The organism is Desulfocicer vacuolatum DSM 3385, assembly GCF_900176365.1.
Taxonomy (GTDB): Bacteria; Desulfobacterota; Desulfobacteria; order Desulfobacterales; family Desulfobacteraceae; genus Desulfocicer; species Desulfocicer vacuolatum.
Genome location: NZ_FWXY01000028.1, coordinates 1 through 17,090 on the forward strand (window position 1 = coordinate 1; position 17,090 = coordinate 17,090).

Below are 17,090 nucleotides of genomic sequence, written 5' to 3' on the forward strand. Positions count from 1 at the left end.
CCATTGTTTAAGAGATTATTCAATCGTAAATCGACTGTTCCAACAATGCAAATGCAGCGGATCGCAAAAAGCCGCGCCCGCTGATTTGCGGCGTTTTCTCTCCTAAAATCACCACCTTGACAAAACGTACGCCATGACGTACTATTGTTTAAATTAAGATTCAAGGAGGTACCTATGACTATATTATCTGTTACAGAAGCCCGCTCCAATCTTTACAGGCTTATTGATCAGACATCCTCATCCCATGAACCAATTATTATTACAGGTAAAAGAGGAAACGCCGTCCTTCTTTCTGAAGAAGACTGGAAATCAATTCAAGAAACTATGTTTTTATTAAATATTCCTGGAATGCGAGAATCTATACAGAAAGGACTGTCAACTTCAGTAGAAGAATGCAGCGAGGATCTTGACTGGTGATTTGGAAGGTTGTTTACACAAAACAAGCGCAGAAGGATGCGAAGAAACTTTCTTCATCAGGGTTAAAGTTAAAAGCAAATGGAATCATAGAGATTTTAAAAGAAAATCCATATCAAACTCCACCGCCTTATGAAAAACTCATAGGGGATTTGTCAGGTGCATATTCAAGAAGAATAAATATTCAGCATAGAATCGTGTACCAAATTATAGATGCTGATAAAATTGTGAAAGTCCTTCGTCTGTGGACGCATTATGAATGACAGATCGGGATAGGACTCCCCATCACTGAGGAGCCCTCCACACCACCCCACAAGCCGGTCCGCATGGGGCGGTTCATTAAGATCACCTGGCCGTGGCCGGGAAAGAAACTTATTTCCACCCGTTGCCTCAGGCCGCCGGGTTCAAGGCTTTTTTACCTCCCAGCCCGGCAAAATACTCCCTGGTTTCACAGGAGACAACCCGGCTCAGGCCCAAAAGGCCGATGAGATTAGGTACGGCCATGAGTCCGTTAACAATATCTGCCAGGGTCCAGATCAGGTCCAGATGCAAAAAGGCCCCTGAGGCCACAAGGCAGATATAGATGATTTTATAGGGCTTGATTCCCTTGATTCCAAAAAGGTATTCAATGCACCGCTCCCCGTAATAATTCCATCCCAGGATCGTGGTAAAGGCAAAGAAAATCAGTCCGGTGGTCACCAGATACTGCCCAATGGCCGATCCCAGTCCCGAGTTGAAGGCGGCATTGGTCATGGCGGCTCCGGCAAGGACAGGGTCGTTCCAGGTACCGGTGAGAACAATAACAAGGCCGGTCATGGTGCAGATGATAATGGAATCAAAAAAGGTGCCGGTCATGGCAATGAGACCCTGGCGGACGCAGGAATCGGTTTTGGCTGCAGCAGCGGCAATGGGGGCGCTGCCCAGGCCGGATTCATTGGAAAACACCCCCCGGGCAATCCCGCTTCTCATGACCATGATGATGGAAATACCGGCAGCCCCGCCAAATGCGGCACCGGGGTTAAATGCACTCTCGATAATCAGAGCCGCAGCCCCGGGGATTTTTTCCAGGTTAAGCAAAACAACCGCAGCCGAGGCCAGGATGAAAAAAACCGCCATAAAAGGGACGATGCGCGAGGCCACCCTGGCAATACTCTTGATTCCACCCAGAGTAACCATGGCCACCAGAATGGTGATCACCGCCGCCGTGACCGGCACGGGGATGTGGAAGGTCAGCAGGGCGGCGTCCTTAATGGCGTTGACCTGGGCAAAGGTGCCGATGCCGAAAAAGGCCACCCCGACACCGAAGAAGGCGAACATCTTGGCCAGCCACTTGTTTTTCAGCCCCTTCTCTATGTAGTACATGGGGCCGCCGGACATCTGGCCGTTGTCATCCACCGTCCTGTATTTCACAGCCAGCAGGGCCTCGGCATACTTGGTGGCCATACCGAAAAAGGCTGCCACCCACATCCAGAAAATGGCGCCGGGTCCGCCGGCCTTAACGGCTGTTGCCACCCCCACAATATTACCGGTGCCGATGGTGGCGCTCAGGGCTGTACACAGGGCGGCAAAGCTTGAAACATCGCCCTTAAGGCCGTTATCGTCTTGTTTTGAAAAGACATATTTTAATGCCAGGGGAAGCCGGACCACCTGGATCAGTCCCAGGCTTAAGGTCAGATAGACCCCGGTTCCCACAAGAAGGATCAACAGGGGCGGGCCCCAGACAAAGGAATTCACCTGTGCCAGTATTGATGCTAAGGTTTCCAATCTATTCTCCTTTTTAAAAACACATTAAATAAAAAAAGGAAACCGGATAGGTTGCGGCCTGAAAGAGAAAAACGAGTTTTACGGGGGGGATGGGGGTCTTGCAAATAGACTACCGGGATATGGGAGAAAACTTAACCGGCATTCTCGTCATATCTTTTCCACTCTGTCCCTTGTACCTGAGAGTTTCACCGACCCTTGGCCGGTTTTCTCCTTCGGCGCTCATTACTGAGACTCTCCAGAGGCTCGTCCCATAGCAGTCCTGGTCCCTGAAAGATTTACTTCTTCGGTGCCTTTCCCATCGGTATCATCCATGGAAAGAACTCTCCTGCTATGTTCATCCGAGTTTCATCAAGACGGCATAGATATACCTTTGCCCTGAAAAATTCAACCCCCTTTTTTCTTAAGGCTGCAGATGAAATAAGACAAACAAAAAATAACCCGAACCCGGGTTCATTCATTAAAAGGCATTTGAAATGCCAAATTCTCCATCCTTAAATTCAATCTGTTACAACCAAAATCATACTAAAATCATAATGTTTACGGTTGCCTCGTTTTTTCTTTACAAAAAATGAGTTTTTTCCTATAGCAAGCTGGAACATATCGGTTTGAATAATTATTACTCCCACAGAAAAAGGAGTCTGGCGTTATGCAGTATAATGATAGATCCAATTGCGGCCGACTGGGACCGGCCGATATCGGTAAAACCGTTCACCTTGCGGGCTGGGTCGATGCGCTTCGTGACCACGGCGAAGTCCTTTTTGTCCATCTCAGGGACAAAAGCGGGATTGCCCAACTGGTTTTCAGCCCGGAATTTGCCCCGGAAGACGTCTACCGGCAATCCACGACACTTCGAAACGAATATTGCATAAATGCTGTCGGCCGGGTCGTAAAAAGGGACAAAGGAACGGAAAATCCAAACATTGAAACCGGAGACATTGAAGTTGTCATTACAGAGATGACAATCCTCAGCCGATCCAAAACCCTTCCGTTTCCCGTTTCTGAAAAAGCCATGGTGGACAATGAAGAGGAGACCATAAGCCGGGAAACGGTTTCCGAAGATTTAAGACTTCAGTACCGCTACCTTGACCTGAGACGTCCGGGCATGCAGCAATTTCTCATCAAGCGCCATAAAATCAACTCTTGTGTTCGCGCATTTCTGGAACAAAATGAATTTATTGAAGTTGAAACCCCTGTGTTAACCCGGAGCACCCCGGAAGGCGCAAGGGATTACCTGGTTCCCAGCAGGGTGAATCCAAAACATTTTTATGCGCTTCCCCAGTCTCCCCAGCTCTTTAAACAGCTCCTCATGGTGGCGGGGTTTGAACGGTACTACCAGATCACCCGGTGCTTCAGAGATGAAGACTTAAGAGCCAACCGCCAGCCCGAGTTTACCCAGCTGGACCTTGAAGCCTCCTTTATTGATGAATCGTTTATATTTGGGCTTATCGAAGAGTTGTTATGCCGGATGTTTGAAGTCGGCGGCACAACCCTGCCACGGCCCTTTCCCCACATGACCTGGCAGGAAGCCATGGACAAGACCGGTTCGGATCGGCCCGATCTTCGCTTTGAGATGTATTTTGTCGAGGCCACCGATATTTTTACCCACACCCAATATAGCATCTTTAAACAGATCCTTCAGCGGGGCGGTGTGATCAAGGGCATCAATGTTAAACAGGCCTCCGACAGCCTGAGTAAAAACGTTCTCCAGAACGAATATGCAAAACAGATCGTTCCCAGCTTCGGCGCCAAGGGTATGACCTGGATGCGCGTGACCGGAGACCGCCTTGATTCCAACATTGTCCAGTTTTTCAGCGACCGGGAACAGCGGGTCATTATTGACCGGTTCAATGCCGTGGATGGCGACGTGATTCTCATCATCGCCGATCCTTCCCTGGAAGTGGTCAATTCCGCCCTGGGGCGCCTCCGGCTTCATGTGGCGGATCGTCTTGATATGATCCCAAAAGACCTGTTTAAGCCGGTCTGGGTCACTGATTTTCCATTGTTTGAATATACAGAAAATGGGGTTACCTCCAGCCATCATCCATTTACAGCACCGGACCGGACCGACTTTGATCCTGCAGATACCGAAGACCTGTTGTCTCTTTTGTCCCGGTCATACGATATCGTTGTCAACGGGGAGGAGTTAGGCGGCGGCAGTATTCGTATCCATGATCCTGCCACCCAGCAAAAAGTATTCTCGGCCCTGGGGCTCTCACCTGAAGAGGCAAAAGAAAAATTCGGCTTTTTCCTCCAGGCCCTGGATTTTGGACCGCCTCCCCATGGCGGGCTTGCCCTTGGCATGGACCGGGTGGTGGCCATGATCCTTAAGACACCTTCCATCCGTGAGGTAACGGCCTTCCCCAAAAACAGGAGTGCTTTTTGCCCCCTTACCGAAGCACCTTCCCAGGTTGCCCAGGAACAACTGGAAGAGCTGGGCCTGCTGGACCTTGTAAAATCCGAGGCCCTGCCCGGCTCAAACCGGGAACAGGAAGATATTGATTATCTGTCCTGGGTTTCCAGACTGGGATTTGAGGAAGAAGAACGCCCCATGATTGAAAGCGCGCTTAAAAATGCGGCCCAAATGGCCCAAGCCGTTTCCGGCATTGCACCTGACTTTGAGCCTGCCATTTCCGTGGTCCAGGGCCAAAACTGTTTCAGACAAGGCACGTCAGCGGCAAGGTCTTCCTTTGTTAAAACCGGGGATCTGTTTAAAAATGCGCCTTCTGTAAAGGGTGATTACTTCAAGGTCGCAAGCATACTTGATTAATTGGGACACACAAAAGGATTTTCTTATGGAATCTGAAATTTTTACCTATATAAATGCCTCAGCCCGGCCTGGGACCGGCCCCATGGAAGATACCCGTGTGGCTGTGGAATCCGGCATATCTGTGGAGAACTGGCCCACCGATGCCCAGTCACGGGCCCTTGAAAATTATGTTGCGCTGGAAGATGCCACGTTGATCACGCGCCTGCGGGATGCAGGTGCCGCGCTCAAAGGAAGAACCGCCATGGGAGAGCTGGGCCTTGGCCTTGACGGGGATACCTGTGGAGATGCCCTGACCAAAGGGCTTTCCGATGTTGCACTGAAAATCGACACCACCGGGGAAGCAAGGATGGCAGCAGCAATTTCCGGCTGCTTCGGGTTTAAGCCGACCTACGGTCTTATCCCCCGTGCAGGCCTTATCAGCCTTATCCCCTCCATGGAATGCTGCGGCATTCTTTCCAACTCCCTTGAGGCAATTTCAACAACGACCCGAACCATGGGCGGGGTGGATGAACGGGATCCATCCATGGACCCTGACGGCATTGATCAGGCCATGGCCGGATTTGATCAGTCGGGCCCATCCCAGGACGACCCGCTCATCGTGGGCGTGATCCGGGATTGGCATACCGCCATGGGCCTTGAAGACAAAGAATTTAAAGCGGCTGTAAAAAAAATCAACACCGCCGCCGGGATTGAGATCAAGACCGTGGACATCAAAGATTTCTCCCTTGCCCGCACCGTTCACAACATCATCGGCACCGTGGAGGCATCCTCCAGTGCTGGCCGGTTCGACAGCGTCCGCTACGGCCACAGGACAGGCGCATCGGTAAAGAACTGGAACGAGATGTACATCCATTCCAGAGGCGAATCCTTTGGCCCGCTGGTCAAAGCCTATCTTTTCCAGGGGGGGTATTTCCAATACAGGGATTACAATGCGTTCCTGGATGCCTGCCGCATCCGGGCCCGGCTTATGGCCTCCCTTGAAAAAGCACTTGAAAGCGTGGACCTGATTGTCCTGCCCGTGGCTGCCGGGGCAGTGGTGGAATCGGAAGCTTCAAACACAGTATCCGGTTTTTACGACACGTTCTCATTGACACTTCTGGCAAATCTCACTGGAAATCCATCGGTGTCAATTCCCGGGGCTGTCAGTCCCGGAACCACCAATGGCGATGCTGCAAGAAAAGCCCTTCAGCTCATCGGCCCGCGGTTTGACGATGCTGGACTGCTTGCCCGGGCCAGCCGCATATCCGATATTCTTACAGGGGAGGTGTAACCATGAAATATGAAGCGGTAATCGGTCTTGAGATTCATATACAGCTGAACTCAGCCACCAAAATATTTTGCGACTGCGCCAACACCCCCGGTGATGATCCAAACACCAATGTCTGTCCTGTCTGCCTCTGGCTGCCGGGCGCCCTGCCCGTCCTGAGCCGGGAGGTTCTGGAAAAGGCCACCATTGCCTGTCTTTCCCTCAATTGCGAAATACAAAGTGAAAGTGCCTTTGACCAAAAGGTGTATTACTACCCGGATCTTCCCAAGGGATTCCAGCTCTCCCAGGCCCATAAGCCCCTTGCCAAAAAAGGATGGGTGGAAATCCAGGACGAACAGGGCCGGCCCAAAAGACTTCGGCTGCACCACGTTCATATGGAGGAAGATGTTGCAAAACTGGTCCATGAAACCGAAGGCCGGGTCCCCATAAGCCTGGTGGACTTCAACCGTGCCGGTACGCCCCTGATTGAAGTTGTTACAGAGCCCGATTTTCGAAGTCCCCACGATGCCATGGAGTTTTTAAAGGCCATCAGAAACCAGGTCCGGTATACCGGCTGTGCAGAGTGCAGCATGGAGTCAGGGACCATGCGGTGCGATGCCAATATTTCCATTCGGCCGGAGGGCAGCGACCAGCTCAATACCAAGGTGGAAGTCAAAAACATGAACTCCATCCACCATGTGGGTGATGCCATTGCCTATGAAATCAAACGACAGATCGATGCCGTGAACAATAATGAACCCATTATTTTGCACACCCGGCTGTGGGATCCTGAAAAACGCGTCACCACGGCCATGCGGGCCAAGTTCGAGGGACCCTGCATTCCCGATCCTTCTGTCCCGACCATCGTCCTGGACGACGCCTGGCTTGAAACAATGAAATCCCGACTTCCGGAAATGCCGGCCCAGAAAGTCAAACGGTTTGTCCAGGATTATTCATTGACCCACGACGAAGCCGTGCTCATGAGTTCAGAGCGGGGGCTTTCCGAGTTCTTTGAATCGGTTGTAACCCATGGCGCACCGCCCCGCATGACGGCCGGATGGATCGCGACCCAGTTGCTTCCCGCATTAAAGGCCCACCAACAGACCCTGGCAGAGACCCGTGTTACGCCCCAACGGTTTGCGAGCCTGATTCAACTGCTTGAAAAGGATGAAATCAATTCAAATTCGGCCAAGTCCGTACTGGAAAAACTTTTTGAAATGGACGGTACACCCGAAGAGATTGTTGAAAAATTCGGTTTCAGACAGGTGTCTGATGCGGCGGACCTTGCAAAACTTGTTGACCAAGTCCTTTCCGATAATGCATCTGCGGTGGAGAATTATAAAAACGGCAATAAAAAATCCATGGGCTTCCTTGTGGGGCAGGCCATGAAAGCCTCCCGGGGCAAGGCCAATCCAAAGCTTGTCCAGAAAATGATCAAGGACCTGCTGGCCTGATTAACATATTAAATTTTCCCATTTTGTCCCTTTCGGCACCCTGCATTTCATTCCAGAACGCCGGGTGCCGGAACCGGGGCAAACAAGACAGGAATAATCCAAAGGAAAGGAACTATTTATTTGGCAGGACCGGTTTCATAGACTTTTAGCATATTGGACCCTTTTATAAGCATATAAATAGATCCCTGATATAAGTACCTACGAGGAGGCTATATAATACAATCATGACCACCTGTAAAATAGGATTAGCCCTGGGAAGCGGTGCCTCCCGGGGATGGGCACATATCGGGGTGATTGAGGCCCTTCAGGATGCCAATATTCCCATCCATTTTGTCACCGGCTGCAGTGTTGGCGCATTTGTCGGAGCCATTTATGCCAGTGGCGGCCTGGAACATCTGAAACGTTTTGTCATAGACATGGACGGTGAAAGCATGTTTTCTTTTTCAGATCTCAGCCTGATCCGCTCAGGACTTTTAAATGGCGATAAAAAAGTCAAGGAACTTTTCTGCATGCACACGGATAAAAAGGAGTTTGAAGCCCTTGAAATTCCTTTAAAAGTGGTTGCCGCAGATATGCACTCCGGTGATCAGGTGGTCCTGGATACCGGAGATCTGCTCAAGGCCCTCCGGGCAAGCATGGCGTACCCCGGTCTTTTTGCCCCTGTTTTTCACAAGGGGAGATGGTTGATAGATGGCGGGGTGGTGGATCCGGTGCCCGTGGGGGTTACCCGGGCCATGGGGGCAGACATTGTCATTGCTGTTAACCTGGATTCCCAGTTGATTTCCCACAGGCGACAACAAAAATCATATAAAGATAAAACAAAATCAGAAATTACACCCCCCGGGGTGCGTAACGAGTTCCTAAAAAACCTGGCAAATCGTTATGAAGCTGCTGAAAAAATAATTCGGAAGCGCCTGGAGTTACAAAAAAAAGAAAAACAAAAGCCCCCCAGTACCCGCAAGGTGATAAATGGTGCCATACAACTCATGCAGGACAGGATCACAAGGGTTAATTTTGCGGTTAATCCTCCGGATATTCTCATTAACCCTCGTCTGGGGGATCTTAAAATGCTTGATTATGATCAGGTGGAACATTCCATTGAGGAGGGATACATTGCCACCCGTAATAAAATAAGCGATATTCAGATGCTCATGGCGCTGCAGGCATCAGATTAATTGGAAGCTGGGCGTTGATTTTGCATTTCTTAAAATTTTCATGGCTCTTATTCCCTGAACAGGGTAATAAAAGGGAACAGATCTGACATGTGGTCAGATCTTTTAAACACAAAATCAATGGAGACAAACGCATGGCTGATAACGGCGGAGCACCCAATAGCCTGGATTTTCAGGTGGACAAAACAAATCTTTATAGAGAAATATCAATAACAGATCTTAAAATTGCCAATATCCGGCAATTGATCCCGGTGAATGCCGATGGTTCCGACGACGCCAACAGGGAGACTATTTTCATTGGCAATACCCAACTTGGCACCCCCCAGGGACCCATCCCCATGCAGGCAGTGCTTGAAGCTGGCACCATAGAAGAAGCCATGGATCTTTTTCCCAAGGCCATGGAACTGGAAACCCAAAAGGTGATTGAAAATTTCAAACGCATGGAAGCCCAGCAGAAAAAAGAAAAATCCAATATTATTGTTCCGGGGATGAATTAATCATCAGTCTGATGAGCACCCGGGAAAACACCTAATTTTCCCGGTTTGCCTCAGGGGGTGTTTTTTACAGAGCAGTAAAACAGAAAACCGTCCCTGCTTTCCTGGACACCCTCCAAAACAACGATGGCTTTTTTTTTAACCAACAAACACCCATTGCTTCCCGGATAACAGATTCTGATCCATTTTTCGTCGTCTTGGTCCCAAGCTGATTTTGCACGACTGGGCCTATTATTTTACAGTTAACATTAAAATGAATAAGGCAGACCAATGACTTATACTTTAAACGAAATTTTGTTTGCTTTTTCCCTTACTTTGTTTGCCGGACTTGCAACAGGTGTCGGCAGTGCACTTGCTTTTTTTGCAAAACAGACCAACACCCGTTTTTTGACCGCTTCCCTGGGTTTTTCAGCCGGGGTGATGATTTATGTTTCAATGGTGGAAATCTTTGTCAAAGGTAGAGACGCTCTGGAGTCAGTAGCCGGGCCGTCCCTGGGATATTTATATACAACACTTGCGTTTTTCTGCGGTATTTTAATTATCGCACTTATTGACAAACTCGTCCCATCTTTTGAGAACCCCCACGAAATCCGTGATTCAAGTGAGATGCTGGCAGTTGATGATGAAGAATCAAAAAAACGGAGAAATCTTCACAGAATGGGATTGTTCTCTGCCCTGGCAATTGGCATACATAATTTTCCGGAAGGCTTGGCAACTTTTGTCGGTGGGCTACAGGACCCGGCACTTGGTATCAGCATTGCTGTTGCAATTGCCATACACAACATACCGGAAGGGATTGCCGTTTCCGTACCCCTTTATTACGCAACAGGCAGCAGAAAAAAAGCATTTTTCTACTCCTTTTTATCGGGGCTTTCGGAGCCCATAGGTGCATTGCTTGGCTATTTTTTTCTGTTACGCTACTTCAACGATTTTGTCTTTGGGCTGTTGTTTGCTTTTGTGGCCGGTATTATGGTTTTTATATCATTGGATGAACTCCTGCCAACAGCAGAAAAATATGGCGAACATCATGTGGCAATGTATGGCGTTATTGCAGGCATGGCTATCATGGCAACAAGCTTGTTGCTTTTTGTTTAAGTTCTTACTGCCTATTACATATTCGGTTCCATGATGGTAAAGGGTAAACTTAAAGGTATGGTCACCGTTATTCCGTTACAAGGCAGGATAGAAGTTCAACGGCTTAAAGAAACCCTGAGGGGGGCTCTGAGAGCTATGATCTACCATTCATTCTGGCAAAGGCTCTGCTAATCTAAGGCTATTTGAAGATAAGAATAGCCTTTAGATTAAAGTAGGGTGCTGTGGTCCAATCAGCCCCACCAACATCATACAACCAGATCCTTTGCCTCATATTTAGATTGGGTTTTACCCGTGAATCAGTCTGGAAAAAGCTCCCCAACACTTTCACCGGTGTGAATACGGCGGATGGCTTCGGCCAGAATCGGTGCCACAGAGAGACAGGAAATCATATCAATCTGTTTTTCCCGGGGGATATCAACAGTATTGGTCACCACCACCTCTTTAACAGACGATTTCCCAAGATTTTCAACTGCCTGTCCACACAGCACCGGGTGGGTGGCGCCCACATAGATATTACCCACCCCTGCCTCTTTAAGTGTATCAACGGTGGTTAAAAGGGTACCGCCGGTGGATATTTCATCGTCATAGATAATAACATCCTTTCCAACCACATCCCCCACCACCAGTCCCTGCTTTACCTCGGTGTCGCTGACCCTTCTTTTATCAATGATGGCCATGGGAACGTTGAGGCGGGTGGCAAAATGCCCCACCCGTTTGGCACCACCGGCATCCGTTGCCACAGCCACCACATTGTCAAGATCAAGATTTTTTCTGAAATAATCCATGATAAGAGGGCTGGCAGTGAGATGATCCACAGGCACACTGAAAAAACCGTGCACGGCAGCGGCATGGAGATCCATGGTCAAGACCCGATCGGCCCCGGCGGTTTTCAACAAGTCCGCCATGAGGCGGCCCACAATGGAAATACGGGAGGCATCCTTTTTATCTGACCTGGCATAGGAAAAATAGGGAATCACAGCAGTTACCCGCCTTGCAGATGCACTTCTCAGGGCATCCAGGGTGACCAGAAGCTCCATGATATGATCGCTCACCGGATGGGTAAAGGATTGAATGACAAACACATCCCTTTCCCGGACATTGTCCTGGACCTGGACATGCATATTATCATTGGAAAATTTAGATATGGCAAGATGGCTCAAAGGACGATCCATGGCATCACATATTTTTTGGGCAAGGGGGATATTGGAATTTCCTGAAAAAATTTTAAGATCATCTTTCATAGTTAGTTTCTCCTGAATTTTTGTAAATATTCGGCATGGTAATGCAAAGGTTTGGGCAGTGCTCCATATTTGCCTGTTTGGGAGTGCGTGGCATACTATTGTTCGGTGAACAAGCCAAAAGATGGGGTCCTGACCGAATATTTACAATTTTTTCCTGATAAGCACGAATATTCAAATAGATGCAAAATTGAAAACTTTCCTTTTCCTTTAGTACTCTTCCTTGTCTGGTCCCCCTTCATTAAAAACCAGTATAGTTTTTGGGTTACGCTCAAGAATCTGTTTTGCAGCATCTGCCGGCACAATCTCAAATTTACCTTCAAGCTTGACAATGGCCAGTTGCCCGGAAGTGAGCTGTTTAATGATCTTTTCAGATAAAAACAACTTTTTAATCCGCCTTCCCACAACAAAGTTATAAGGCTCATCATCATCACGTTCTTCCAGAGTCAAGCGGTTGGTCAAAATAAGCTGGCGTACCTGGGCTGCATTTTCGCGCCTTTTTCTCTCCTCATTGCGCTTTTTGTTCAGTTCCCGGTTACGTTCTTCATAGGCCAGACGTTCTTCCCTGGCAATGCTGCTTTCTTTTGATTCAGGGGAAGATTTTTTTCCCTTTTTCTTATGTTTGGTAATGCGTTGTTCATGTTTGACTTTTTTTACCTGTTTTTTGTTGACCAGTCCGGCCTTAAGAAGCTGGTCCCTAAGCGAGTCACCCATACAATTCCCTCATATAAACTGCCACAGGCAGACCGTATTCTGATCCGGATCTGCCCACAACGAAGATTCAAATACTCCCTTGATTTGCGGAGTATTCCATATAACTGCCACGGGTAGACCTTATTCTGATCCGGATCTGCCCACAACGAAGCATGAAATACGCCCCTGATCTGTAGAGTATTTCATATCAAAAAGCATCATGGCAACGCCATTGCCACAACACGGTTTTTAAACGCCATGATCACAATGTCTGAATCGACGTTTCATTTCAAATATCATTTTAATGTCATTTTCCCCAATTCCAATGCCTCTTCTTACACTATTTTATTTATTTTGTGAAATTGTATGTCCCAATGAAAGGGGAACGCTCCTGAGCACCCCATGAGAACATCCGGCAGGCCACATTATTTTTTTGGTCATTTGACCATTATTATCCTTGACACCCTCCTTCCCACCCCCTATATTATTAACAAATGCTCATTTAAATTTTAAAAAAAGGATTAATTATCATGCCGCGTCCCAAACATCCAAGAACCATCCATGCCCCCCCCGGTGTTGACGGATTTAAACCCAGGGGGGCAGGTCAAAACAAAGAAATTATTCTTTCTGTGGAAGAATTTGAAGCCATCCGGCTTGTTGACTTTGAAGGACTTGACCAAACAAGAGGCGCAGCTTTAATGGGAATCTCCCGCCAGACCTTTGGCCGTGTCCTTAAATCAGGTCGATTCATCCTTTCCAAGGCCCTTGTCAAGGGGCTTCACCTCAAAGTAGAGGGAGGATGCTATAAAATCAGGGGCAACAGGCATGGCAAGGGCAATGGACGGGGAAAGCAACGGCATCAAAAGGGTGCCATTGACCCCATAACCCCACAAGCAACATCATCAGGAGGTAATGTCATGGTTGAAAACAATAAAGCAAAAGGACAAAAAAATACAACGTCCCCCCGGGGAAGCGGTGCAGGACAAGGAACAGGCCAGGGCAGAGGCACCGGTCAGGGAATGGGCCGGGGTCGAGGCGTTGGTGGCGGAAAAGGTGACGGCAGCTGTCGCAGAAGAGACGGCGGCATGGGCCGGGGTCTTGGCGGTGGCAAACGGGACGGCAGCCGTGGTGGAAAATAGACATTAATAAACTGCCATGGGCAGGCCGTATTCTGATCCGGCTTTGCCCACAACAAAGCTTGAAATACACCCCTGATGTGAGGAGTATTTCATATAAAAAAAAGAAATAAAAAGGGTCAGGTATCACCATCGCCCCGGGATTGGCCGGGGAGAATGGGAGCCTGTCCCATCCAAGGAAAGGAGATATATCATGCCTGGATTTAATCAAAGAGGTCCCATGAATGAGGGTCCCATGACCGGACGCGGCATGGGCCAATGCAACACAGCTTACAACCGGGAAACAGGAACATCCGCCAAAACAACATGGAATACCCCGGGCTACGGTTATGGCCAGGGGCGTGGCATGGGCAGGGGAAGACGAGGATGTGAGGTCCCCCGATGGGGAATGGGAATGGGACGGCGTGCCCAGATGCCCCCCCAGCCTCCCCCGGTCACAAAAACGTCTCTGGCTGACAGGGCCCGGCAGCTGGAAGCGGAACTGGAAGCCATTCAAAATGAATTAAAACAGATGGAAGACCAATAACCCGATAAACGGACCGGGTATTGAGCACAACGCAATACCCGGTAACCGGGGTTCAAATCCATTTTGTGATTCCCTATGTCACCGAAACGTTATGGGCAGGTTCAGACGTATCCAAAACCTTACGAACCATTTCAGCAAGTTTTTTTTGATCCATGGGTTTCATGGCAAAACCGGTGGCCCCCAGCTCAAAGGCGGTTTTTTCATCCATTTTCTTGCTGTACCCTGTGCACAAAAGGGTTTTAACGTCCGGCCTGATTTCAATTAATCCCTCAATCAGTTGTGCCCCTGTCATGCGGGGCATGGCCATGTCCGTGATCACCAGATCAAATTTGCCGGGACGGGCCCGGAACATCTCCAATGCCGTCTCTGGAACTGTGGCACCCTCCACCTGATACCCCAATCTCTCCAGGCGCTGTTTGCCCATGCTCACCAATGCAGATTCATCGTCCACAAACAAAATAGATTCATTTCCTCCGGGCACAATATCATTGACTTCATCCGGTTCATTCACAAGCGCATTGGTAACAGGAAAGTAAATCAAAAAGGCGGTGCCTTTTCCCATCCGGGTTTCAACTTTGATAAACCCATCGTGCCCATGGACAATACCATGGACCACAGCCAGCCCCATGCCGGTCCCCTTATCCACCGCTTTTGTGGTGAAAAAAGGATCAAACAAATGCTCCATCACATGCTCAGGGATACCATGTCCGGTATCTGCCACTGACAGCTCTATATATTCACCCGGTTCCAGCACCTGATCCAAAAAAATCTGGCGTTTGCTCACGGTGGTATTCCGCAATCCTATTTCCAGCACCCCACCCCCATCTTCCATGGCATGGGCAGCATTGTTGCACAAATTAATCACCATCTGCTGCATCTGGGTCTGATCTGCCATAATGGTATGGCAGCGGGGGGATAAATTTTCCTTAAATTCAATCTGGGTGGGGATGGATACCCGTAATAATTTCATTGCCTCCTGTACGCAATTCACCATATCCAGGGGCGATTTCCTATGGGTGGTTTTGCGACTGAAGCTCAGTAATTGCCTGACCACATCCCGTCCTCGCAATGTTGCCTTGCGTATCTCGGACAAAAAACCGCGGGTGGGATTCCAGTCTGGAATATCATCCATGGCCAATTCAATATTTCCCAGAATGATGCCAAGGATATTATTAAACTCATGGGCAATGCCTCCGGAAAGGGTTCCCACAGCCTCCATTTTATGGGATTGACGAAGTTGATGCTCCAGTTTAATTTTTTCAGTGATATCTGTTGAAATATGAATCACCCTGTCAAGCTGCCCCTTTTCATCAAGTATCGGCGTACATGAAACAAGATAATGGCCATCCAGGGTCTCCATGTGCATCTCCACCGTCTCAAATTCGCCATTGTTCAGCAACGCTTTCATGGGACACTCTCCAGACGGTTCATGGCTTCCATGAAAAATCTTATGACAAGCTTCTCCCTTGATCTGATTCCGGCTCAATCCCGTTAATTTCAATGTGGCCAGATTGGCATTTTCTATGCGATGATTCTTATCAAGAATCATGGCAGGGTGACCAATGGCATTGAAAATATCTTCCCACTCCTTCCGGGAAGCAATCAATTGAGATTCATATTGTTTTCGATCAGCAATGTCGTGCATGATGGCCAACACAAAAGTTTTATTATCATGGGAGGTTAAAATGGAAGTGGAAATACTCATCGGTTTTTTACTACCGTCTCTGGTGACAATTTCCCACTCTTCATTGTTCAAGTTCTGCCCCTCCCGCATGGCATCCATGCGGGCAATGGCTTTTTTTCGGAGATTTTCATCAGGGTAAAGGCTCTGATACCACCCCAGACGATTAATCTCTTCCAGGGTGTACCCGGTCAGCTCCTCCATCTTTTTATTCCATTGGGAGAACCGAACAAAGGGGTATTCATCAATGGGAACACAGACACAGATACCCTCGGCTGCAGTTTCAAATATTGATGAAAGCATTTCATTGTGTTCTTTTAATTTATCCTGGCTTCGCATCAGCGCTTTTTCAGCATGGTCCCGTTTTCTGACTTCCCTTTTCAACCGTCGATTCCATAACAGCATCGTTCCAATGAACAACGCTGCAATGGATAAAAGCCCCAGAAACCACTTGATCACCATGGGTTTGGAAAACCCCACATCGCTTTTCACAGCCAACCATCTTTTTTGAATCTCCATGTGCTGCCGGGATGACATTGATCCCAATATTTTATTGGTGATGGAAACCAGCTGGGGCCAGTCTTTACGGATGGCCATATATAAATGATAATTTTCCGGAGAAATGGAGGCGGCAACCTTTAAATTACTCAACCCATTTTTCTGGATCAGGTAGGTTGCTGTTGCCAGATTGTCAATGTAAGCATGGGCCCGGCCAAAAGAAACTGCCTGCAATGCGTCAAGGGGGGTATCCACAAAATGGGAAAAAAGAGAGATTTTCTCCCGGGCAATCCATTCAACAGCGGCAGTTCCTTTCACAAAGGCAACTTTTTGCCCGCTCAGATCCTGAAATCCAGCCATGAACGGCGCATCGGTTTTGGTAATGATCACCAAGGGAAAGGAAAGATAGGGATCGGTAAAGGAAAGATAGGCCTGGCGATCAATGGTTTTTGCTGCACATGATATAAGGTCTATGTTCCTCTCCCGGGCACCATTGAGCACTTCGGGCCAGGGAATATCAGGTTGGATTTCCACCGTCACATCAAGCATATCAAACACAAAGGAAAGGTAATCCCCGGCCATGCCCTTTAAATTGCCGTCTTCATAATAACTAAAAGGTGGAAAGGCCATGGGGCCTGCCACACGAATGGTGTGGTGTTGTGAGAGCCATTCTTTTTCATGGGGGGTCAATAAGCTATAAACATCGGAATACTCCCCCTTATCCGTGGTGACTTCCCCGGCCAGAACAGCCACCTGGGAAAAAAGTATCAACAGACAAATCGTACAAATAATCCCCGAACACAACCACAGCGTTTTTAAAGAAAAATCTTTGAGCATACTTTCACCATTTGGTTTTACACTTGAAAATACCCACAACCCAATCACTCTGAAATCTATTCAAGGTGCCACAAA

The 17,090-nt window shown here is 48.4% G+C and carries 14 protein-coding genes and 2 riboswitches; of the genes, 10 read left to right on the forward strand and 4 right to left on the reverse strand.

The annotated features are described in order from the left end of the window. The first annotated feature begins 174 nt into the window (after window positions 1-174). Both B9A32_RS18335 and B9A32_RS18340 read left to right on the forward strand, forming a co-directional pair. The gene (locus B9A32_RS18335) at window positions 175-417 is read left to right on the forward strand and encodes a type II toxin-antitoxin system Phd/YefM family antitoxin (RefSeq protein WP_084071417.1); all 243 of its coding nucleotides are present in this window, start codon (window positions 175-177) and stop codon (window positions 415-417) included. Further along, complete coding sequence (locus tag B9A32_RS18340) at window positions 414-677, forward strand: Txe/YoeB family addiction module toxin (RefSeq protein WP_084071418.1); 264 nt, start codon at window positions 414-416, stop codon at window positions 675-677. The genes B9A32_RS18335 and B9A32_RS18340 overlap by 4 nt, the downstream gene beginning before the upstream one ends. A 127-nt stretch (window positions 678-804) precedes the next feature. Here B9A32_RS18340 and B9A32_RS18345 read toward each other — a convergent pair whose 3' ends face one another. Then, complete coding sequence (locus B9A32_RS18345; RefSeq protein WP_084071419.1) at window positions 805-2,178, reverse strand: alanine/glycine:cation symporter family protein; 1,374 nt, start codon at window positions 2,176-2,178, stop codon at window positions 805-807. Between the two features lie 161 nt (window positions 2,179-2,339). After that, window positions 2,340-2,419: riboswitch (glycine riboswitch) on the reverse strand. Between the two features lie 3 nt (window positions 2,420-2,422). Further along, a riboswitch (glycine riboswitch) is annotated at window positions 2,423-2,516 on the reverse strand. A 308-nt stretch (window positions 2,517-2,824) separates the two neighbouring features. On the opposite strand from B9A32_RS18345, the gene aspS reads away from it, so the two are divergent. The 6 genes from aspS (at window position 2,825) to zupT (ending at window position 10,406) form a co-directional block, all read left to right on the forward strand. Next, on the forward strand, window positions 2,825-4,945 hold the full coding sequence (gene aspS / locus B9A32_RS18355; RefSeq protein WP_084071421.1) for an aspartate--tRNA ligase: 2,121 nt from the start codon (window positions 2,825-2,827) through the stop codon (window positions 4,943-4,945). 25 nt (window positions 4,946-4,970) lie between these two features. Continuing rightward, window positions 4,971-6,215 (forward strand): amidase family protein, encoded by a 1,245-nt coding sequence (locus tag B9A32_RS18360; protein ID WP_084071422.1) that lies wholly within the window; start codon window positions 4,971-4,973, stop codon window positions 6,213-6,215. 2 nt (window positions 6,216-6,217) lie between these two features. Beyond that, complete coding sequence (gene gatB, locus B9A32_RS18365) at window positions 6,218-7,645, forward strand: Asp-tRNA(Asn)/Glu-tRNA(Gln) amidotransferase subunit GatB (RefSeq protein ID WP_084071423.1); 1,428 nt, start codon at window positions 6,218-6,220, stop codon at window positions 7,643-7,645. Window positions 7,646-7,869: 224 nt separating this feature from the next. Beyond that, on the forward strand, window positions 7,870-8,820 hold the full coding sequence (locus B9A32_RS18370) for a patatin-like phospholipase family protein (protein WP_084071424.1): 951 nt from the start codon (window positions 7,870-7,872) through the stop codon (window positions 8,818-8,820). 131 nt (window positions 8,821-8,951) lie between these two features. Continuing rightward, on the forward strand, window positions 8,952-9,314 hold the full coding sequence (locus B9A32_RS18375; RefSeq protein ID WP_084071425.1) for a cytoplasmic protein: 363 nt from the start codon (window positions 8,952-8,954) through the stop codon (window positions 9,312-9,314). A gap of 267 nt (window positions 9,315-9,581) precedes the next feature. Next, a complete protein-coding gene (gene zupT, locus B9A32_RS18380) occupies window positions 9,582-10,406 on the forward strand; it encodes a zinc transporter ZupT (protein WP_084071426.1) in 825 nt (274 codons plus the stop codon). Window positions 10,407-10,702: 296 nt separating this feature from the next. Here zupT and B9A32_RS18385 read toward each other — a convergent pair whose 3' ends face one another. Both B9A32_RS18385 and B9A32_RS18390 read right to left on the reverse strand, forming a co-directional pair. Next, the gene (locus B9A32_RS18385) at window positions 10,703-11,647 is read right to left on the reverse strand and encodes a ribose-phosphate diphosphokinase (RefSeq protein WP_084071427.1); all 945 of its coding nucleotides are present in this window, start codon (window positions 11,645-11,647) and stop codon (window positions 10,703-10,705) included. 207 nt (window positions 11,648-11,854) lie between these two features. After that, window positions 11,855-12,358, reverse strand: a complete 504-nt coding sequence (locus tag B9A32_RS18390; protein ID WP_084071428.1) for a DUF2058 domain-containing protein — start codon at window positions 12,356-12,358, stop codon at window positions 11,855-11,857. A gap of 509 nt (window positions 12,359-12,867) precedes the next feature. Between B9A32_RS18390 and B9A32_RS18395 the strand changes: the two genes are divergently transcribed. Both B9A32_RS18395 and B9A32_RS18400 read left to right on the forward strand, forming a co-directional pair. Next, window positions 12,868-13,476 carry a DUF134 domain-containing protein gene (locus tag B9A32_RS18395; protein WP_084071429.1) on the forward strand — a complete coding sequence of 203 codons (609 nt, stop codon included), beginning with the start codon at window positions 12,868-12,870 and terminating at the stop codon, window positions 13,474-13,476. Window positions 13,477-13,666: 190 nt separating this feature from the next. Beyond that, window positions 13,667-13,999 (forward strand): DUF5320 domain-containing protein, encoded by a 333-nt coding sequence (locus tag B9A32_RS18400; protein ID WP_084071430.1) that lies wholly within the window; start codon window positions 13,667-13,669, stop codon window positions 13,997-13,999. A 73-nt stretch (window positions 14,000-14,072) separates the two neighbouring features. Here B9A32_RS18400 and B9A32_RS18405 read toward each other — a convergent pair whose 3' ends face one another. After that, a complete protein-coding gene (locus tag B9A32_RS18405) occupies window positions 14,073-17,015 on the reverse strand; it encodes a PAS domain S-box protein (RefSeq protein WP_084071431.1) in 2,943 nt (980 codons plus the stop codon). Window positions 17,016-17,090: the final 75 nt, after the last annotated feature.